Origin of the sequence: Nocardia sp. NPDC057663 (assembly GCF_042799895.1) — a bacterium.
Classification (GTDB): domain Bacteria; phylum Actinomycetota; class Actinomycetes; order Mycobacteriales; family Mycobacteriaceae; genus Nocardia.
This window is the reverse complement of record NZ_JBHVHX010000009.1, coordinates 24312-43497: the sequence shown is the minus strand read 5'-3', so window position 1 is coordinate 43497 and position 19186 is coordinate 24312. Positions and strand designations below refer to the sequence as shown.

At 66.7% G+C, this 19186-nt stretch carries 16 protein-coding genes and 1 tRNA gene; 11 read left to right on the top strand and 6 right to left on the bottom strand.

The window, feature by feature from the left end; translation table 11 throughout:
• Complete coding sequence (locus tag ACFVAV_RS20340; RefSeq protein WP_379036535.1) at window positions 1–948, bottom strand: threonine/serine dehydratase; 948 nt, start codon at window positions 946–948, stop codon at window positions 1–3.
• Between the two features lie 286 nt (window positions 949–1234).
• On the opposite strand from ACFVAV_RS20340, the gene ACFVAV_RS20335 reads away from it, so the two are divergent.
• From ACFVAV_RS20335 to thpD, 5 genes are all read left to right on the top strand, one after another.
• The gene (locus ACFVAV_RS20335; RefSeq protein WP_379036534.1) at window positions 1235–1948 is read left to right on the top strand and encodes a response regulator transcription factor; all 714 of its coding nucleotides are present in this window, start codon (window positions 1235–1237) and stop codon (window positions 1946–1948) included.
• Window positions 1949–2016: 68 nt separating this feature from the next.
• The gene (gene ectA / locus ACFVAV_RS20330) at window positions 2017–2568 is read left to right on the top strand and encodes a diaminobutyrate acetyltransferase (RefSeq protein WP_379036533.1); all 552 of its coding nucleotides are present in this window, start codon (window positions 2017–2019) and stop codon (window positions 2566–2568) included.
• Window positions 2565–3836, top strand: a complete 1272-nt coding sequence (gene ectB / locus ACFVAV_RS20325) for a diaminobutyrate--2-oxoglutarate transaminase (RefSeq protein WP_379036532.1) — start codon at window positions 2565–2567, stop codon at window positions 3834–3836. The genes ectA and ectB overlap by 4 nt, the downstream gene beginning before the upstream one ends.
• A complete protein-coding gene (locus ACFVAV_RS20320) occupies window positions 3833–4237 on the top strand; it encodes an ectoine synthase (protein WP_379036531.1) in 405 nt (134 codons plus the stop codon). The genes ectB and ACFVAV_RS20320 overlap by 4 nt, the downstream gene beginning before the upstream one ends.
• Entirely contained in the window at window positions 4230–5141 is a 912-nt protein-coding gene (gene thpD / locus ACFVAV_RS20315) for an ectoine hydroxylase (RefSeq protein ID WP_379036530.1), read from the top strand. The genes ACFVAV_RS20320 and thpD overlap by 8 nt, the downstream gene beginning before the upstream one ends.
• Here the strand turns inward: thpD and ACFVAV_RS20310 are convergent.
• On the bottom strand, window positions 5138–6418 hold the full coding sequence (locus tag ACFVAV_RS20310) for a hypothetical protein (RefSeq protein WP_379036529.1): 1281 nt from the start codon (window positions 6416–6418) through the stop codon (window positions 5138–5140). The two genes, thpD and ACFVAV_RS20310, sit on opposite strands and share 4 nt — an antisense overlap.
• 210 nt (window positions 6419–6628) lie before the next feature.
• Window positions 6629–7648: a hypothetical protein gene (locus ACFVAV_RS20305; protein WP_379036528.1), complete on the bottom strand. Its 1020-nt coding sequence runs from the start codon at window positions 7646–7648 to the stop codon at window positions 6629–6631.
• 57 nt (window positions 7649–7705) lie between these two features.
• Between ACFVAV_RS20305 and ACFVAV_RS20300 the strand changes: the two genes are divergently transcribed.
• From ACFVAV_RS20300 to ACFVAV_RS20290, 3 genes are all read left to right on the top strand, one after another.
• The gene (locus ACFVAV_RS20300) at window positions 7706–8137 is read left to right on the top strand and encodes a MarR family winged helix-turn-helix transcriptional regulator (RefSeq protein WP_379036527.1); all 432 of its coding nucleotides are present in this window, start codon (window positions 7706–7708) and stop codon (window positions 8135–8137) included.
• Between the two features lie 144 nt (window positions 8138–8281).
• Complete coding sequence (locus ACFVAV_RS20295) at window positions 8282–9556, top strand: glycosyltransferase 87 family protein (protein WP_379036525.1); 1275 nt, start codon at window positions 8282–8284, stop codon at window positions 9554–9556.
• A gap of 453 nt (window positions 9557–10009) precedes the next feature.
• A tRNA-Leu gene (locus ACFVAV_RS20290) sits at window positions 10010–10094 on the top strand.
• Here the strand turns inward: ACFVAV_RS20290 and ACFVAV_RS20285 are convergent.
• Entirely contained in the window at window positions 10076–11845 is a 1770-nt protein-coding gene (locus ACFVAV_RS20285) for a recombinase family protein (protein WP_379036736.1), read from the bottom strand. The genes ACFVAV_RS20290 and ACFVAV_RS20285 overlap by 19 nt on opposite strands.
• Before the next feature lie 253 nt (window positions 11846–12098).
• Between ACFVAV_RS20285 and ACFVAV_RS20280 the strand changes: the two genes are divergently transcribed.
• Window positions 12099–12824 (top strand): HAD family hydrolase, encoded by a 726-nt coding sequence (locus ACFVAV_RS20280; RefSeq protein ID WP_379036524.1) that lies wholly within the window; start codon window positions 12099–12101, stop codon window positions 12822–12824.
• Here the strand turns inward: ACFVAV_RS20280 and ACFVAV_RS20275 are convergent.
• On the bottom strand, window positions 12818–14191 hold the full coding sequence (locus tag ACFVAV_RS20275) for a hypothetical protein (RefSeq protein ID WP_379036523.1): 1374 nt from the start codon (window positions 14189–14191) through the stop codon (window positions 12818–12820). The genes ACFVAV_RS20280 and ACFVAV_RS20275 overlap by 7 nt on opposite strands.
• A 675-nt stretch (window positions 14192–14866) precedes the next feature.
• Between ACFVAV_RS20275 and ACFVAV_RS20270 the strand changes: the two genes are divergently transcribed.
• The gene (locus ACFVAV_RS20270; protein WP_379036521.1) at window positions 14867–15358 is read left to right on the top strand and encodes a DNA-directed RNA polymerase subunit beta; all 492 of its coding nucleotides are present in this window, start codon (window positions 14867–14869) and stop codon (window positions 15356–15358) included.
• A 357-nt stretch (window positions 15359–15715) separates the two neighbouring features.
• Here ACFVAV_RS20270 and ACFVAV_RS20265 read toward each other — a convergent pair whose 3' ends face one another.
• Window positions 15716–15958, bottom strand: coding sequence for a hypothetical protein (locus tag ACFVAV_RS20265; protein WP_379036520.1), 243 nt, complete (start codon window positions 15956–15958; stop codon window positions 15716–15718).
• On the opposite strand from ACFVAV_RS20265, the gene ACFVAV_RS20260 reads away from it, so the two are divergent.
• A complete protein-coding gene (locus ACFVAV_RS20260) occupies window positions 15952–19029 on the top strand; it encodes a toll/interleukin-1 receptor domain-containing protein (RefSeq protein WP_379036519.1) in 3078 nt (1025 codons plus the stop codon). The two genes, ACFVAV_RS20265 and ACFVAV_RS20260, sit on opposite strands and share 7 nt — an antisense overlap.
• The last annotated feature ends 157 nt before the right edge of the window (window positions 19030–19186 follow it).

Sequence of the window (19186 nt, the reverse complement as noted above, 5' to 3'; positions counted from 1 at the left end):
CTACCGGACCAGGTCGGACGGGTCGGTATTGGCTCCGCACAGGATGACGCAGACCCGCTCGCCGGGTTCGGGCCGATACGCCGCGCCCGAGCCGGTGTCGAGCAGGGCCGCCATCGCGGTGGCCGCACCGTATTCGACCGCGATGCGGTGCTCGTCCCAGAGCTGTCGGCGGGCGCGGCGGATCGTGTCGTCATCGACCAGCACCGAGCGCACGCTCTCGTGCTGTGCGGCGGCCAGCGCCATCGCCGAGACATGCGGCGCGCCGAGGGAATCGGCCGCGATCGAGTCGACCGTGACGTCCACGGGTTTGCCCGCCTCGAGTGCCGCATGGAGCGAGCGGCAGTTCTCGGGCTCGACCGCCACCGTGCGAATTCCCGCGTGCTGCGCCGCGATCGCCGTTCCGGTGAACAGGCCGCCACCGCCGACCGCGACCAGCACCGTGTCGAGATCGGGCACCCGCGCGTGGATCTCGCGCATCAGTGTGCCCGCGCCCGCGGCGATCAGCGGATGGTCGAAGGCGTGCGAGGAGAGCGCGCCACTGGTGGCGGCGAACTCCTGGCATGCCGCCAGCGCCTGCTTGTACTCCGGTCCGATCAGTCGTACCTCGGCGCCGTAGTCACGCAATCGACGGATCTTCACCGGGGGAGCGGTGTCGGGCAGGAACACCGTCGCAGGCACCCCGGCCTCGCGCGCGGCCCATGCGCACGCCAGCCCCGCGTTGCCACCTGAGGCGATCGTCACACCGGCCGCGGGCAGGGTGCCCGCCGCCGCGTGCGCGCGGATGAAATTCTGCGCGCCGCGCGCCTTGAACGTGCCCGTGAACTGCAGGAATTCCAGCGCGAACCACAGCGGATCGGTGCCGGGACCGGCCGGTGCGACGGTGACCGGACGGACCAGTCCGTCGATTCGCGCGGCGGCCGCTTCGATGTCGTCATAGGTGGGTGCCACCACTCGACTATGCCACCGCCACCGGCCCCCGGCCCGCGCTTCGGATCGGGCGCTGACCGGGCGAAGTGTTACGGCGGGTTTACGCGGCCCTGCGCCTGGGTACATAACGGATCGGTAACAAGCTCGAAGACGGGATGTCGTGTCGGTCTGGGGACGCGAACCCCAGGTGATCCGGCGCACGCCCCGGCGTGTCAACAAAGGATGTGCACATGAGCGAGCGCAACGAGCGGTGGAACAACACAGCCACCGCGGTCATACCCGAGCCGAGCTACAGCGAGGTGCGGGCATGAGTGCGAACCTGATGATCGTGGACGACGACGTCCAGATGCGCGGCGATCTGCGGCGAGCGATGGAAGACGAAGGGTATGCCGTCGCCGAAGCGGGTGTCCCCGAGGACGCCCTGGATCGGCTGCGGATCGACGGCCCACCCGATCTGATGATCGTGGACCTGATGCGGGGCGAGACCGACGGCTTCGACTGCATCAGAGAGATCCGCCGCGACCACGACGTGCCGATCATCGTGATCAGCACCCGGTACGACACCCACGATGTCGTCGCCGCCCTCGAAGCGGGCGCCGACGACTTCGTCAGCAAGCCGTTCGAGATCAAGGAGATCACCGCACGGATGCGCGCGTTGCGCCGTCGGGCCCGGATCACCGCCGATCGCGACACCACCCCGGAAGCGGTGCTCGACGCGGATCCGGACGCTCCCCTGATCTTGGCCGCCGACGCGGGCGCGGTGCGCCGCGGCGCCGAGGAGATCCACCTCACGGTCACCGAGTTCCGGTTGCTGTGTGAACTCGCCGAGACCCCCGGCCGGGTGCTCAGTCGCGCCGTGCTGCTCGAAAGAGTATGGGACCAGGGCTTTTTCGGTGACGAGCGGATCGTCGACGTGCACGTGCGCCGGCTGCGCACCAAGATCGAGCGCGACCCGTCCGACCCGCGCATCGTGGTCACCGTGCGTGGTCTCGGCTATCGGCTCGATCTGCCCACGCAGTAAAAGACTCGTCATACAACTGCAAAGAGCTCGACACACAGACCGCAAAGTCGGTTCGACACTGTGGATGTATGCCTTCGTCCACCATGTTCAGCGAATCCGTCACCGCCCCTGCGGTTCTCGGTGCGGAACCGACACTGCGTCCACCACGTCTGGGTGACGGAGCCCAGCTGTGGCGGATCGCCCGCGACTCGCAGGTGCTCGACGTCAATTCCAGCTACGCCTACCTGCTGTGGTGTCGCGATTTCGCCGCCACGTCGATCGTCGCCGAATGCGACGGCCGCGCCGTGGGATTCGTCATCGGCTATGTCCGCCCGGAAGCGCCGGACACCGTGTTCGTCTGGCAGATCGCCGTCGACGCCGAGTTCCGCGGCCGCGGCCTGGCCGCCACGATCCTGCACGCGCTGCTGGATTCCGTGGCGCCCGCGGGCATCACCACGCTGGAAACCACGATCTCACCCGGCAACACCGCCTCCCAGGCGCTGTTCGCCGCGGTGGCCCGAGAGCGCGGCGCGGGTTTGCGCACCGTCTCTTTGTTCGAAACGCACGATTTCCCCGATTCACACGAGGCCGAGCTGCTGTATGTCATCGCACCCGCTCAGCGCCAGGAGGAACGACGATGATCACGACCACCGACACCAGCATTTTCGAGGCGATGGAATCGAATGTGCGTGGATACTGCCGCGACTGGCCTGCCGTCTTCACCACTGCCGAGGGTGCCTGGCTACGCGACGAGGAGGGACGCGAGTACCTCGACTTCTTCGCCGGCGCGGGCGCGCTGAACTACGGTCACAACAACCCGGTCCTCAAGCGGGCACTGCTCGACTACGTGGCGAGCAACGGCATCACCCACGGCCTGGACATGTCGACCGTCGCCAAACGTGAACTGCTGGAGACCATTCGCGACACGATCCTCTCGCCGCGTGGCCTCGACTACAAGGTGCAGTTCCCCGGCCCCACCGGCGCCAATGCCGTCGAAGCCGCGCTCAAGCTGGCCCGCAAGGTCACCGGCCGCAAGACGGTGCTGAGTTTCACCAACGCCTTCCACGGCATGACCCTGGGCGCGCTGTCGGTCACCGGCAACGCCGCCAAGCGGGCGGGTGCGGGTGTGCCGCTCGAGCACGCCACCCCGATGCCGTTCGACGGCTACTTCGACAACACCATCGAGGACTTCGGCTGGATGCAGCGCGTCCTCGACGACAGCTCCTCCGGCTTCGACCGGCCCGCCGCGGTCATCGTGGAGACCGTGCAGGGCGAGGGCGGCGTCAACCTGGCCCGCGCCGAATGGCTGCGGCACCTGGCCGGACTGTGTGCCGCGCGCGACATTCTGCTCATCGTCGACGACGTGCAAATGGGCTGCGGCCGCACCGGCCCGTTCTTCTCCTTCGAGATCGCCGGCATCACCCCCGACATCGTCACGCTGTCCAAGTCGATCGGCGGCTACGGCCTGCCGATGGCGCTGGTGCTGCTCAAGCCCGAGCACGACCAGTGGGCGCCGGGCGAGCACAACGGCACCTTCCGCGGCAACAACCCCGCCTTCGTGACCGCGACGGCCGCCCTGCGCGAGTACTGGTCCGACGACCGCCTCGCTCAGCACACCGCCGCCAACGGCGAATACGTCGGCCGGACGCTGTCCGCGGTCGCCGATCGCTACGAGGGCGTCACCACTCGCGGCCGCGGCATGGTGCACGGCATCGTCTTCGACGACCCGTCACAGGCGGGCAAGGTGTGCCGCACCGCGTTCGAACAGGGCCTGCTGGTGGAAACCTCCGGGTCGATGGACGAGGTGGTGAAGCTGTTGCCGCCGTTGACACTCGGCAGCGACGAGCTCGACCGCGGCCTGTCCGTGCTGTCCGCGTCGATCGATGCCGTCTGTGGCGGTGCCGCATGATCGTGCGCACCACTGCCGAGATCACCGGCACCGAACGTGATGTGGCAGGCCCCGGCTGGCGCAGCAAGCGCATCGTGCTCGCCGGCGACCGCGTCGGGTTCTCCTTCCACGAGACCACGATCGAAGCGGGCACCATCCACGAGTTCCACTACCAGAACCACGTCGAAGCGGTCTGGCTGATCGAGGGCGAGGGCAGTCTGCTGGATCTCGACAATCAGACCGTCCACCAGCTCGGCCCCGGGTCGATGTACCTGCTCGACGGCCACGAACGTCATCAGGTGAACGCGCGCACCCGGTTGCGGATGCTGTGTGTGTTCAATCCGCCGGTCACCGGCCGCGAAATACACGATGAGAACGGGGTGTATCCGCTCGTCGTCGAGGAGGAGGCAGCAAGTGTCTGATCGGTCCGACCGCTACCCGACCCGGCTGACCGAGCCTGCGCCGCATCTCGAGCGCACCGACCCCACCGTGTGGGGCCGGATCACCTCGCCCGAGCTGTCCGGGTTCGACACCAACGGCTACGCGATGATCCCCGACCTGCTCAGCCCCGACGAGGTGGCGGCGTTCGGTGCGGAGATCGGTCATCTCGCCGCCGATCCCGTGCTCTACGGCGACGAGCGGGTCGTGGTGGAACCGGTTGCCGGGCAGGTGCGTTCGGTGTTCCAGGTGCACCAGCTCAGCAAGCCGATCGCGGAGCTGCTGACCGAATCGCGGATCGTCGGCCTCGCCGAGCAGATCCTCGGTTCCGCGGTGTACCTGCACCAGAGCCGGGTGAACTACATGCCCGGTTTCGGCGGGAGCGGATTCGCCTGGCACTCGGATTTCGAGACCTGGCACGCCGAGGACGGAATGCCGGCGCCACGGGCGGTGAGTCTGTCGATCGCGCTGACCGACAACTTCCCGTTCAACGGCAGTCTGATGCTGATGCCCGGCTCGCACCACACCTTCGTGCCGTGCCTGGGTGAGACGCCCGAGGCGCACTACCGGGAGTCGTTGCAGGAGCAGCGGTTCGGGGTGCCGACCAACGACGACATCACGTTCCTGGCCGCTCGCTTCGGCATCACCCAGTTCACCGGCCGGGCCGGTTCGGCGCTGCTGTTCGACTCGAACCTGATGCACGGTTCCTCGAACAACATCACGCCGTTCCCGCGGTCGAACATCTTCCTGGTGTTCAACAGCGTCGAGAACGCGCTGGTCGAGCCGTACGCGGCACCCCGGCGCAGGCCTGCGCACATCGCGGCCCGCGAGGTCGCCCCGGTGCGCGAGCCGCAGCCGGTGGCGGCGCTGGCGGATCAGGCGCGCTAGCGCGCAAGTTCGGTGAGGGAGGCCGCAGCCCGCGGATCATCGTGGGCTGCGGCCTTCCACCAATGTTCGGCGCCCGCGCGGTCACCCGCACGCAACAGCAGCACGCCGAGGTCGTAGGCGGCGCCGCTATGTCCTGCCTCGGCGGCCTGGGTCAGCAAGGTGCGCGCCGAATCGTGTTCACCGCGTTCGTTCATCGCGGTCCCCAGGTCGTAGAGCGCACGCCCGAATCCCTGCCCGCCGGACGTCTGCGGCGCGCGCAGGGTCGGCGGTGTGGTGCCGGGGGTGGTCTCGACAGGAGGATCGGGCGGGATGACCGGGGGCGGGTGAGCAAGCGGTGCGTGGCTCGCTGCCCGGAGATCGAGCGGGGCGGGTGCCTGGAGATCGGACGGCAGGCCGGTCGGTGCGCTGGGCTCAGGTGGCATGACTGCCGGCGCCGAGGGACGGCCCTGCGTGATGTCCGGTGCCGAGATCGGGGGCGGTGCGCCGGGTGCCGGCGGAACCGGCTGCATGGCGGCCGGTGCCGGGGGAGCAGGCGGCACCGGGGTCTGAAGCGGAGCAGCGGGCGGCACGGCCACTGGTGCCGGGGCCGCCGGTGGCGTGGCGGCCGAATCCGGGGGACTGGCAAGCGTGGCGGCCGAATCCGGGGGACTGGCGAGCATGGCGGCCGTGATCGCCGGTGTGGGCGGCATCGTGACCGGCGCGAAAGGGGTGTGTGGCGTGGCGGCCTGGATCGACGGCGTCGCGGAAGACACGGGTGGCGGCACGAACGGCGCGGTATCCGGCGCCGGAACCGTGGTCAGTTCCACGACGAGCTCGTTGAAATCCGGTGTGCCCGGCCCGGTACTGCACCACAGCGTCGCCGTACGGTCGGGCAGCAGGTCGACGATCATTCCGTAGTTGCCGGTCCAGGACTGCTGTGTCCCGGACCCGGCCACCCAGACCGGGGTAAGGGTGAACAGCGCCTCGGGGCCGTCCGCGGTCACCGGGATGTCGACCCCGTCTGCGAGCGCGTCGTACCAGATATCGACGCCCCGCAACGATTTCCCGTTCAGATGGACATGTGCCTCCTGCACGGTGAGCCCGAGACCGAGCCCGGACACCTCGGCGGGCGGCAGCACCGACACCGCCCGCAATCGCACCACGGTGGTGCCCTCGGGTAGTGCCTCGGCGTACATCGGATAGACGGCGGCGCCACACCAGTCGATCGGGTCGGCGCTGGTATAGCGCTGCTCGAGCGGGACCGGGTCGCCAGAAGGTTGCGCGCCGGGATCATTCATCGGTGCAGCTCACCCTTTCCGCGATTCGACCCCCCATGCGGCGCCTGGCGCTGGCCGCGGTTGCGCGCTACACCGTACTCGCGTCTACGCGATACCGCGACTGTTTCGACGCAACGCCCCGGCGAACCCGCTGACCGAGCCCCGGACATCGTATCCGGGTGGTCGGCAACGGGATTCGCCGGGGCGCGGCCGGACAAATAGGACGGCAGCTCACACAGCGACCGATTCGCCGATCTCCTCCTCGACCGCGGCTGGCGCGACCGGCGAGGGCACGTTGCGGGCTTCGTACCGGCCGGCGACCACGACCAGCACCACACCGACGGCGAGCCAGGCGAACAGACCCAGCAGGCGCACGCCGAAACCGGCAGCGGAGTCGAAGTACAGCAGACTGCGCAGCCCCTCGACGAAGTCGGCGCCGTTCCAGAAGGAGTGCAGCGCACCGAAGAACCCGTTCTGCAACTGCGGTCCGTAGACACCGCCCGAGGTGGTGAAGTTCAGCATCACGAACAGCGTGATGAGCGCGAGTGTGGTCCAGCGCGCGAGGAAGGTGTGCAACCCGATGCCGATCAGGATGATGCCCGCACTGTAGAGCCAGGCGATACCGAACACGGCGGCGTAGTCGTGGTCGATGACGTCGAACACCGGTCCGGCGACGAGGACACCGATGAGGCTCACCACCAGCGCGGTGACCACGCCGACCGCCGCGCGCACCCGCATCCGCAGTGTCGCGCCCGCGGCGCCGATCACCGCGACACTGCCGTAGGCGCCGACGCTCAACGCGACCAACAGGAAGAACAGCCCCTGGCCGGTCGGATCACCACCCGCCTTCGTGGTCACATCGGTGACGACCAGCGGCACACCCTGATGATCGGACACCTGCCGGAAGACCACCTCCGCGGCCATGGCGCTGGTGTCGGACCCCGCCGTGGCGACCAGTAGCTCGGGACGCTGCGCGTCAGGCACGTACGCGGCAACGAGATCGCGGTTGTCCAGCGCGTCGATCGCCGCCTCGCGGGTGGGCACCGTACTGATGTCGACGCCGGCACCAGCCCTGTCCTTCATCGTCTGCGCCAGCACCATCGACTGCGGGGAGTCGCCGACGACAGCCAGTTCGAGATGATTCGGCGTCGGCTGGTGGAACGCGCCGAGATACGCGAAGGCCATGCCGAGACACATCAGCAACGGAGTCAGCAGATGTCCGGCGACGTGCCGGAGCTGGGAGCGAGTCATCGACGAGGATCTCCAAACGGTTGGTAAATGCAACTATAATTGTTGTAGCATACAACTATGATCGCGCGAGACACAAGAGCCGACGCCGTCGACGCCATCCAGCGGGAACTCACCGCCTTCGCCCGGCGCGCCCGCGGCCGCGCCGCCGAACTGCACCCCGAGCTGAGCCTGGTCGCGTACAGCATCCTCGACCTGATCCTGGAGCGCGGCGGGTGTCAGGCCACCGACCTGGCCGAACAGTTCCTGCTCGACAAATCGACGGTCAGCAGACAGGTCGGCGCCCTGGAGAAGCTCGGCTACCTCCATCGCGAGGTCGATCCCGGCAACCGGCGCAACCACATCCTGCACGCCACCGAAGCGGGTCGCATGGTCGCCAAGGAGGCCGAACGCCGCCGCCGGGAGGCGTTCACCGCCCGATTCGCCGACTGGACCGACGCCGATGTCGAGGCGATGGCGTCCTATCTCATCCGCTACAACCGCGGCGACTGACCGGCATCCCGCAGACCTCACCCTCGGCCCCGGCAACGCCGCGACCACGCCCGATCGGGCATCCGGCCGGCTATTGCGCACGCCATCGACGCCGCCGCCGGGCGATGGCGCGGCGAAGCATGCGAGTCGGTATAGTCGCCGCGGATGAGTAGTGACACCACCCACCCTGTGCAGCAGCATTCCCCACGCCCGATCAATCGAGCATGGTGGCTGGTGCCGGTGTTGCTCACCGTTGTATCGATCGCGTGCGTGCGCATCCCGCTCTGGCCGTTCGAGCAGTATTCCGGCGGTTTCATCGACCTGCAGGTGTATCGCCTCGGCATCGAGGCCATGCGCGACGGCGCCGACATGTACGGCCAGCTGCCCAAGACCTCCGCCGGGATCGGCCTGCCGTTCATCTATCCGCCGTTCGCCGCGCTCGCGCTCGCGCCGTTCGCGCTGCTGTCCTGGGGTGCGGCGAAAGTCCTCTATGTAGTGGCCTCCATCGCCGCGCTCGGCTGGACGCTGTTCCTTGTCGCCCGGCGCTACCACCGCGACAGCCGCCAGGCCGCGCTGCTGGTGACCGCGTGCGCGCTGCCCGCGGCGATGCTGCTGGAACCGGTGCGATCGACCATCGACTTCGGCCAGGTCAACCTGCTGCTGATGGTGCTCGTCGCGACCGACTGCCTGCTCCTCAAGACCCGCTACCCGCGCGGCATGCTCATCGGCCTCGCCGCCGCGATCAAACTGACCCCCGCCGCGTTCGTCCTGTTCTTCCTGGTCCGCAAGGACTACAAGGCCGCCGCCACCGCCGCCGCCACCGGCGCGATCGCCACGATCGCCTCGTTCGCGTTGCTCCCTGGCGAATCCACTCGCTACTGGTTCGGCGGCCTCGGCAACGTCTCGGGCCTGAGCGGCTCGGCCTTCCACACCAACCAGTCCATCCAGGCCGTCCTGGCCCGTCTGCACGTCACCGGACTCCCGTTCGACGCCCTCTGGCTCGTCTTCGGCGCCCTGCTGCTGATCCTCGTCGTCGCCGCCATGCGCAAGGCCTCCGACGCCCCCGCGATCGCCCTGGCCCTCAACGCGGTCTTCACCCTCCTGCTGTCGCCCATCTCGTGGTCACACCACTGGGTCTGGATCGCCCCCGCCCTGCTCGCCATCGTCTGCCACGCCCGCACCCTCCCCGCGAGCAGCGCCCGCGGCTGGTACGCCACGGCGGTCGTGGTGGCCGCGGTATTCGTGATCGCGCCGCACAGCTTCCTCCCCGACGGCGAGCACCGCGAGACCTCCTGGTCGTGGTGGCAACACCTCGTCGGTGACACCTACGTCTGGCTCGCCGTAGCCCTCGTCGCCCTCTTCCTCCTCACCGGCCGGCGGCCGGCGGTAAGCACGACGAAGGAGCCGGCCAAGATCGAGGAGCCCGCCCGCGCTGCCTAGCGGGGGGGGGCGTACGGAGCGGTGTAGCCGGGGCGGCACGCCCGCGGCGGGCACGACCGAGAAGCCCTGGCACCCGCGTGTAGCCCGCCTCTGTGCCTCGCCCGCCGAACTCTCGGCTGTCCGCAGCGAGGCGCGAACACCGTCGCACCGGCAACCTACCGCGCGTTTCAGGAGAAGCCTTGCGGGACAACCGAGCTCGCCGACCTGGCATTCGCGACCAAGATCACATTCAGCTCCGCCCGCTCTCGCGACCAAATTTGACGACCAATCGCCGATCCCGAGGCCACTCGCCGGCTCCTCGGGTCCCAAGTCACCTATCGAGCAGACTGAAACGGCCCCTCCGTGGACATGCGACCCGCATCGACCCCTCGCGATCCCTCCGACAAAACAGCAGGTCACCTAGGCGATTTGGTTTCCGTCACCGCGTCGGATAATCTTTTGGCACACCAGCAAGTCCGGGTGGCGGAATGGCAGACGCGCTAGCTTGAGGTGCTAGTGCCCGTATTAGGGCGTGGGGGTTCAAGTCCCCCTCCGGACACAAACAGTAGGTCCACGGGTGGTGATCGCAATAGCGATCACCACCCGTTTTCTTCTAATAGCTCGGTCCGGTGCCGGGGGTTCGCGGCACGAAATCACCGGTCGGTCGGCCACCGGGAGGCGACGAGTGGTCCGGACCCGAACAGTACGCGCGCGAGCGATGGTGGCTTCGGCGGCGATCTCCCGGGTCCGATCTCTGTAGATCACTGTGAGGCCGAGCTGCCGGTATAGCCGGTTCTTCTCTTCCGGGCCGGCTCCACGCAGAGCCGCTAGAATTTCTCCGGCCGCCTCGACGATTTCATCTATCTCGTCGCGAGTCGGCGGGGAGTCCAGCCCTTCCGCTCGTTCCTCCAGATCTTGCAGGTGACTCACGGCCAGATCGCGCTCCTTCCGCGTCTGCTGAGTCCAGCCGGCGACCGTCGACGGATCCGCACCAGCGTCGAGGGCTTCGCGGTAGCGTGCCAGTTGTCGATCGAGTTCGCCGATCGACTCCTCGGCGGCAACGAGTTCAGCCGACCAATCGGTGCGCGTCGCCGCGGGCGCGGTGATCGCCTCCTCGATCTGGTCCGGCCTGAAGGCCTCGGATAACCATTGGTCGATCGGTTCGGCGAGATGATCTTCGCGCAAGTAGACCGAGGGTGGATGGTCGATCTGGTTTGTGATGGCGTACTCGGACGGATAGCGGCAGCGATAGTGGGCTCTGTCGTGGTTCCAGGTTCCTTGCATAAGTCGGCCGCATCCTTCGTGGGTGATCAGGCCCGAATAGGCGTAGGGGTGTTTGCGCTTGCGGACTGCGCGGCCGCTGGATCCGGGTCCGCGAGATGCCAAACGAAGTTGAACTCGGTCGAAGTCGGAGCGGTCGATGAGCGGTTCATGGGCGGGTTGATCGGAGAACACCCACTCGGATTTGGGGTTCCACGTCAGGCGCGTCTGGTGTCCGAGGGCGACGTCCTCAACGTCGATCAGTGATTCCTGCTTGCGTTGCCTGTTCCAGACGGCGTATCCGGTGTACCGAGGATTGGTGAGGATCGTCCGGATGGCGCTCTTCGACCAAGCGAGTCCTTCCCGGTGGCTGTTCCGCGCGCGATCGTGCGCGGACGGGCAGGCGATTCCGTCGGCGGTGAGTTGCTGGGCGAGGGCGAAGATGCCTACGCCGGAGAGATATCCGTCGAAAATGCGCTGCACGACCGGTGCCGCGACGGGGTCGGGTTCGAGGCGGCGGAGTCGTTTTCCGTCGGCGGCTTTGCCGGGGTGCGGGTGCGGTCCGGCGTCGGCGAGCCGGTAGCCGTAGGGCGGACGGCCTCCGAGGTAGCGGCCTTCGACCTGGGCTTGGGCTGCCATCGATGCGCGGACGCGGATCTTGATGCGATTGCGTTCGCCTTTGGACATCCCGCCGAACACCGACATGATGAGGTCGTGAGCTTCGGAGTCGGGGTCGACCGGTCCGCCGACTTCGGGAACCCACAGCTGGACGCCGTAGTGGACGAAGACCGGGAAGGTGAGTCCGAACTGATTGCCGTAGAAGGCGCGTTGGGGTTCGCCGATGACGACGGCGTCGAATCCGCGGTCGGGGTCGGCGAGCTGGGCGAGCAATCGGCTCGCTTCGGGGCGTCGTTTCCAGGGGATCGACCGTGACTGGCCGATATCGAAGAATTCGGTGACGATCTCACCTTCGCGTTCGATCAGGGTTCTGGCACGTGCGAGTTGCCAGTTGCGCGAGGCCTCGGGATCTTGGTGGTCTTCGGTCGACACGCGGCCGGCGAATGCGAACTTGAGTTGAGTCACGTTGTCTCCAAAGGGTTTTGAATGTCCCGGAAGGGCGCCGCGAAGGATCACTCGCAAATGGGGATCGAATTGGGTGAAGGGGGTACTCGGCGACGGCCGCAGTCTCTCGACCGACCTCCGATGACTGCGCGGTGGGCCTCGATGCCATGTCCTTCGAGAAGGCTGTCGACGTCGGCACGCGCAGTGCGGACGGCAACACCGTCTGCAAGAATCCGACAGCATGGGTGAGACGCATGCAGGCCTCGTTGTCTGGGATGTCGACGGCACACTGATCCCCGCGGACTTGCGCTGGTTACGGAGGGCGGTGGCCGGGACATACCAGCTCGACGAGTCCGCCGTCGTCTTCCCCACCTCGCGCGTACACGGCTACACCGACGAATCCATCGTGATTGACACCGCCATCGCCTCCGGCGTCACCGAAGAGGCAGCAGAAGAAGGACTCAACCGCTACCCGGACGTGCTGATGGACGTCATGTCACGCGGTGAGGCAGAGCTTGCCCGCGACCAAGCCGCCTACCCAGGTGCCGCTCGTACTATCGCGGCGATGGCGGAACACGGGTACGTTCAGACCGCGCTCACCGGCAATCTGAAGGTTTCGGCTGCGTTCAAACTTGCTGTCACAGGTCTCGATGCACAGCTCGACCTGGAGATCGGCGCTTTCGGCTCGGACGCGCGAGACAGGTTCGATCTGCCCGCGTTCGTGGCAGACCGATACGAAGCGAGATTCGGGTACCCGCTCGACCCGGCACGAACCGTCATCATCGGCGATGCACCGAACGACATCGCAACCGCTCGCCATGCGGACTTCGGGGTAATCGCTGTAGCACACCGACTGACATCCGAAGAGCTGGCGGAGCATTCACCCGATGCGATTGTCGATCGACTCGACCCGGACACTGTATTGAAGGCGATCCACACAACCATGAGGTCTAGAGCCGATCAATAGCCCTCGATGCTGCCGACCCGTTCCCGCATCGCGAGGACGGGACGTTCATGCTGCCAGGGAGCCATCCTTTCGATGGCTCGTTGTGCGCGTTCGATTCCGCGATGATTCCCCATAGCTGCCAGCGCATCGTAGGTGTCACCGAGGATTCGACATCCCTCTTCCAACTCGCCGGACAGCGCGTAGGCGCTGGCGAGATCGACTCGCGCGGCGAGGGCGACGTTGGGACTGTCACTGTCCGAGGCCTTCAGTGCCTGTGTGAGTGTCGCGATCGCGCGCTTGGGCTGGCCGAGAAGGAGTTGGCACGTGCCGACATAGACCTGAATGCGGGAAGTGTTCCAGTCGCTGAACAATCCCGAGCGAGCATTGTCATCGATCTCCTCGGCAGCGCGCTGCGCACGAACCAGCGCTTCCTCGCATTCCTCCCGCAGTTCCAGCACCGCGTAGGCTTGCGCTTGCTCAGCTCCGATGCGCGCTCGCGCGGCGGGTGGCAGGAAGCTGGCGACGTCGGCAGCTTCCTTGAGTATGCGGAGCCCGATTACGACATCGCCATCCGAACTGATCAACGTTGCGGCATCGGATCGCAAGTTGCTTTCGAATATGCGCGCGATTCCACCCATCGTCTTGTCCTGCAACTGATCTGCAAGCTTTCGGGCGAATGCACAGTGGGTGAGTGCCATCGACCTGTCACCGATCGCGCTCCAAACCCGGCTCGCCACGACGGATGTTTCGCCTAGGAGTGCTCCCGCATGTTGCTTGCTGCGCTCATCCGATGCTGCACGGAACAGGGCCGCTACTGCATCTCGATGAGCTTCGATCGGTCCGATCAGCGCATCGGGAGCGATGCTTTGACGCTGGCCGGCCAACAGGTCCGTGACAGCCGCGAAACCGGCAATGGACCTTTTCGACGACGCTCGCGAGCGCATCAGCGATGTGGCCGGCCCGGAATCGAGCTCCGGCAATCGGTCCGCGTCGTTCCCGATCCCGGACAGAATCCGACCATCGGTGCGGCCGGCGTGTGAGTCCAGCGGTGGTTCCGGAGTCGGACGCGGTGCCAGGAGATGCCGGTTTCTCCAAGCGGCTTCTCCTTCAGCCACGATCTGATCGAATCGGGCCCTGTCTTCCGGGGTTGCCTTGTGCAGGTAGGCCGTATCCAAGATCGACTGTGCCGCGGACCTGGGTCTCACGCTGCTGAGGCCCGCGCGCCAATTGGTAACAGTGGTTGTCTCGACACCCAGCAATCCGGCGAAATCCCGTATCGACAGGCGCATCGCCTCTTGAAGCGCAGCCGCTTCGAATCCGGTCCAGCCCCGCCCTCGTATCATCGCCGCTTCCTGCTTCTCAGCACCTCTGACCTGGGAAATGCACACGATACGCCCACGGTACCCCACCGCTGTGCGGTTCTTAGCGGGGCCGGTGGACGGCGACGATGTGAATCAGAGCCCGTCACGGGGGAATCCGTCGCACTCCGTCGATCGGTGCCCCCACCGCTGGAACGTGCGTCACCAGGAGGCCAACGCAGATGAGAAGTTCCGACAAATCAGCCGGATCCAAGGCCGTATGCGAGCTTGCTTCGGCGCTCGCGAACCTCGAGAGCCTCGGACTGATCCACTCAGACCTGCTGCCGCAGCGCGACCCCGGTCGCCACCTCGCGGGTTTCGGCCCCGTCCCATCCGGATACATCGGTGCCTCGGCGAAGGAGTTGTCCCGTGTTGCCGCTGCCGTCCGCGAATGGGCCACACATCCGTCCCGGTGCCGGGATGAATCACCTCCCGGCACCGGTGACCACCACGGCAGGTTCGACGAACCAATGCCCCGCGGTGTGGCCTCCGTCCGTTGTACCACCACAACATTCGGTGCCCAACCGCCTGTACCGGCTGGTGCGGACCCCGCGTGCCGGCCGGACGACCCGACCCGAGCAAGCCTCTTGTACCGATTCGTCGAACTCAGTCAGGAGTTGTCATGACCGTGTTCAGCATCGAACAACAGGTCAGCGACCTCGGTATCCTCGATCCCCGGCCACACCTCATCGCAGGAGTGAGGTCGTGACGCACGCGCACACGGTAGCCGCCACGCAGGACTCGCCGCAGTCGCGAAGCCTGTTCTACCGCAGGATCTGTGGCCTGCCGACCTTCGTCGACCCGGCAACGGGGCGGATCATGATGTCGGCCGGATCAACTGGCGCGGTCATGATGCCCGCCGACCTCGCCCAGCGGGTCAAGGTCGAATTGCACCGACGCAACGTAGGACCGTGCCCGATCATCGGCCACCCCCGCGCCGGAACATGGTCCTACCTCATCCGGGCCGACATGCACCCGATCGGCGACCCCGCAGTGGTGGCTCAACTGTGGCGTGCCCGCGTGGTCGTGGTCCGCGACGGCGACATCGCGTTGCCGTCGCCGGGGCCAGGCCACCAGGTTGCCCGAACCTGGGTCGTGGCCGCCACCACCCCGTTCCGTCCCTCCGGTACGACCGTCCTGGCCTGCGTGCGCGAACTGTTGGACGCAGACAAGCCCCGAGACCGCAGCGCCCACTGACTCCTCCCGTCTCATTCCGACAACACCCCCGCCACCGAAACCACCCGAATACCTCGAGGCTGTCAGCGATCCCAGCGCTGAGGCCGACCGGCCTCGAGGGTGGGGAGGTTCCCCCGGAGGCCTCAGTCCCCGCTGCGAACTCCGGGGGATACCCGCAGTCACGATCTCGGAGACTGGGCCATTCATCAGTTCCGTCGACCCGTCGCTACGGTAATCGGGTGGCATCGGCGAGCGGCGTCCTTGGCCTGCCGCAGTGATTCCCGGTGGGATCGGCGCCACCTATACAGCGGCCAAGTCCTGCGGTAGGGGAGAACGTACGGGTCTTCAGACTTCAGCGCTATCCCGAACTATGGTGCGCTAGCTAGTTGTCTGCGTTCGGGCAGGATCACGATCCGGGCGGGCGTGGCATCGAGGGTGATGTACGCGCTCGCTGATCCAGTCGATGATCGTGTTGACGTTGAAGTCGACCCCGGAGCTGGGTGTGACCACCTGCACCGGCTCGTCGGTACCGAGGTGCGCGCACACCCGCGTGGTGATGTCGGGGTGCTCGTCGAGATACAGCGCCCAGTCCTCGAAATGGAGAAAAGACCACCGTGTCATCGCCTGATCCTCGCACCGGCGCGCACCGAATTTCCGGAATCGACGAACTCCGCGGCGCCCCGACCATCCCTCGAAAGTGCCACATCCATCATCAGAACAACACCGAGTCCGAGTTGCAGTTCGCACTCGTGAGGATGCATTTTTGCGAAAGCCGGGTAGTGCACTACTCACGATCTACGCACTCTCGTGCTGAAGGCTGGGATCATACCGCTCATGCGGTTCGATGCCACCTCACGAACCGGGAGAAGACCATGTGTGCTCGCGCTGCGGAAGCTCCGAAGTCGCCGTCTCGGGAACACAGGCAGTCGTTCGACTACGACGCCTTCATCTCCTATACCCACCGTGATCGACCGGTCGCGGCGGGCATCCAGAAGGCCATGCACCGGATCGGCAGGCGGGTGGGCCGCTTGCACGCACTGCGGGTGTTCCGCGACGCCACCGACCTGACTGCCAGCCCGGACCTGTGGGCCAGGGTCACCGATGCGATGGACCGGGCCCGATACCTGGTCGTGGTGCTGTCCCCCGACGCGGTGACCTCCGGCTGGGTGAACAAGGAGGTCGCCGACTGGCTGCGGAAGCGTGGCCCGGACCGGCTGCTGTTCGTCGTCGCTGGTGGACATCTGGTCTGGGACGAGGCTGCCGGGCGATTCGATCCGGACCGATCCGATGTGGCGCTGCCCGTGCTGACAGAGCCGGGTGTCCTCGCCACGGAGCCGTTCTACGTCGATGTCAGCGACGATGCGCCGTGGGATCCCGCCGCACCGATGTTCCGAGAGAAGGTCACCGACCTCGCTGCCCCGATCCACGGCAAACCCAAGTACGAACTGGCCAGTGAGGATGTGCGCGAGCAGCGCCGCTTCCGGAGGTTGCGGCGTGCCGCCTTCGCAGGCCTGATCCTGCTGACGACCTTCGCGGTCGCCGCGGCGGTCCTCGCGCTCGTTCAACGGCAAGAGGCTGTCCACCAACGAAACGAGTCGGTAGCTCGACGACTGGTCGTCGAGGCCCAGTCGATGCTCGCTGGCACCCGGCCCGGCGGCGACGTGCGCGCGCTACAGCAGGTTCTGGCCGCGCACGAGATCGCGTCGAAACCGGATGAGGGCGCCCTACTCGACGCCCTGATCGCGCGGCGCGACGTATTCACAGTCATCGAGGCCACCGGTCCGGTGCGCAACGCGGCGTTCAGCGCGGACGGTCAGCGGATCGCCGCAAGCGACGGTCACACTGCGCAGGTATGGAACGCGAACACAGGAAAGCCGGTCAGCCACACGGTGATCGGACATGAGGGCGATGTCCACGATGTGGCGTTCAGTCCCGACTTGCAACGCGTCGCCTCCAGCGGCGACGACGGTACTGTGCGCCTGTGGGACGCAGCCACCGGCCGATCAACAGCTCAACCTCTGATCGGGCACGAGGGTCCGGTGTACGAGCTGACATTCAGCCCAGACGGACAGCGAGTCGTTTCCGTTGGTGGGGACCCCACCGTGCGGCAGTGGGACGCGGCCACCGGCCAACCGATCGGCCCTCCGCTCACCGGCGGTTGGCTGAATGTGGCGGTCAGCCCGGACGGACAGTGGATCGCTTCCGCTTCCAATGACATCGTGCATGTGTGGAATGCGAACACCGGCGAACAGATCGGCGAGCCGATCACCGGCTTCGAGGGTCCGGTGGAATGCGTCGCGTTCAGCCCCGACGGACACCGCATCGTCGTCGGCAGCGGACGCACTGAAGGCACCGTACGAGTGTGGGACTTGGACACCCACCAACCGATCGGCCAGCCGATGACCGGTCCTGGCAAAACGACCGACTATGACGACGAGGTCTGGAGCGTGGCGTTCAGCCCGGACGGGCGACGCATCGTCTCCGGCGGCTATGACGGCACCGTACGGGTGTGGCACGCGGACCCCGACAGATCGATCGGCCGACCCCTGGTCAACCCCTCTGAGCGAGCGGATGTCGCTGCGTTCAGCGCGGATGGCCGGTACATCGTCACCCGGTCCGGCAGCACGATGCAGGTGTGGGATACGAACACCGGCCAACCGATCGGGCAGCACCTCATCGCGTCTCGGGAAGCCGTGAATGCGGTCGCGTTGAGTCCGGACGGGCAGCAGATCGTCACCGGCGAGGAAAGCGGCATGCGTCGATGGCGTGCTGGCACCGGCCAACCGATCGGCGAGCCCATCACCGGGCACAAGGGCCCGGTGCGGACCGTAGCCTTCAGCCCGAACGGGCTGCGGATCGCCACCGGGGGCGACGATGGCACAACGCTGCTGTGGGACGCGACCACCGGCCAGCCGATCGGCCAGCCCCTCACCGGCCATCAAGAGATGGTGAAAACTGTGTCGTTCAGCCCCGATGGGCAGAGAATCATCACCCACGACGGCCATGACATGCGGCTATGGGCCACGACCACCAGCGAACAGATCGGCCAACCGATGACGACCGGTCCGGCTCAAGCCATCACAATCAGCCCGGACGGCAAGCGGATCGCCACCGGCGGTGCTGACGTGCGCTTGTGGGACGGCATCACGACTCGACAGATCAGCCATTCCGTACCGACCGGATCCTGGGACATCGTGCATCGCATGGTATTCAGCCCCGACGGCAAGTGGATCGTCTCCGGTAGTCACGACAAAACCATCCGGCTGTGGGACGCGGACACCGGCCAGCCGATCGGCGAGCCCATCTCCGGACATCAGGACGCAGTGTGGGGCTTAGCGTTCAGCCCCGACGGTCGCTACATCGTGTCCGGCTCGGGTTCGTCGTACACCATCGACACCACCGTGCGTCTGTGGGACGCGACTACCGGTATGGCGATCGGCCAGCCCATGGCGGGGCACCGCGGCACCGTAGACAGCCTGGCATTCAGCCCCGACGGTCGCCACATCGTCTCCGATGGGGGCGAGGGTACCGTGCGTCTGTGGCCCGCCCCTGCGGCGTGGAAGGACGAACTGTGTGCCAAGATCCCCGAAAACATGAGCCGAAGCCAGTGGGACGCAAAGGTTTCCCCGGACATCGACTACGTAGCAGTCTGTCCCGGCCTTCCGATTGCCGCCGACGAGACAACCAACTGACTGGAGACGCCACGAACGTAGGCTCGCCCTTCGTCCGTCACCATCAGGTCGACGCGGCGTCTCTCGGTTGAATCCTATTCCCTCACAACCAAATCCGGGCCGTTTCTCGCCGCGCGCTGCTGGCAACGCCACAGGAACAGAACGGCCATTGCGCAGC

Bases quoted from the DNA above. Each gene is read 5' to 3' on its own strand.
- ectA (WP_379036533.1), top strand. From the start codon at position 2,017: ATGCCTTCGTCCACCATGTTCAGCGAATCCGTCACCGCCCCTGCGGTT.
- ACFVAV_RS20280 (WP_379036524.1), top strand. From the start codon at position 12,099: ATGGGTGAGACGCATGCAGGCCTCGTTGTCTGGGATGTCGACGGCACA.
- ACFVAV_RS20335 (WP_379036534.1), top strand. From the start codon at position 1,235: ATGAGTGCGAACCTGATGATCGTGGACGACGACGTCCAGATGCGCGGC.
- ACFVAV_RS20310 (WP_379036529.1), bottom strand. From the start codon at position 6,418: ATGAATGATCCCGGCGCGCAACCTTCTGGCGACCCGGTCCCGCTCGAG.
- ectB (WP_379036532.1), top strand. From the start codon at position 2,565: ATGATCACGACCACCGACACCAGCATTTTCGAGGCGATGGAATCGAAT.
- ACFVAV_RS20300 (WP_379036527.1), top strand. From the start codon at position 7,706: ATGATCGCGCGAGACACAAGAGCCGACGCCGTCGACGCCATCCAGCGG.
- ACFVAV_RS20305 (WP_379036528.1), bottom strand. From the start codon at position 7,648: ATGACTCGCTCCCAGCTCCGGCACGTCGCCGGACATCTGCTGACTCCG.
- ACFVAV_RS20320 (WP_379036531.1), top strand. From the start codon at position 3,833: ATGATCGTGCGCACCACTGCCGAGATCACCGGCACCGAACGTGATGTG.
- ACFVAV_RS20295 (WP_379036525.1), top strand. From the start codon at position 8,282: ATGAGTAGTGACACCACCCACCCTGTGCAGCAGCATTCCCCACGCCCG.
- ACFVAV_RS20265 (WP_379036520.1), bottom strand. From the start codon at position 15,958: ATGACACGGTGGTCTTTTCTCCATTTCGAGGACTGGGCGCTGTATCTC.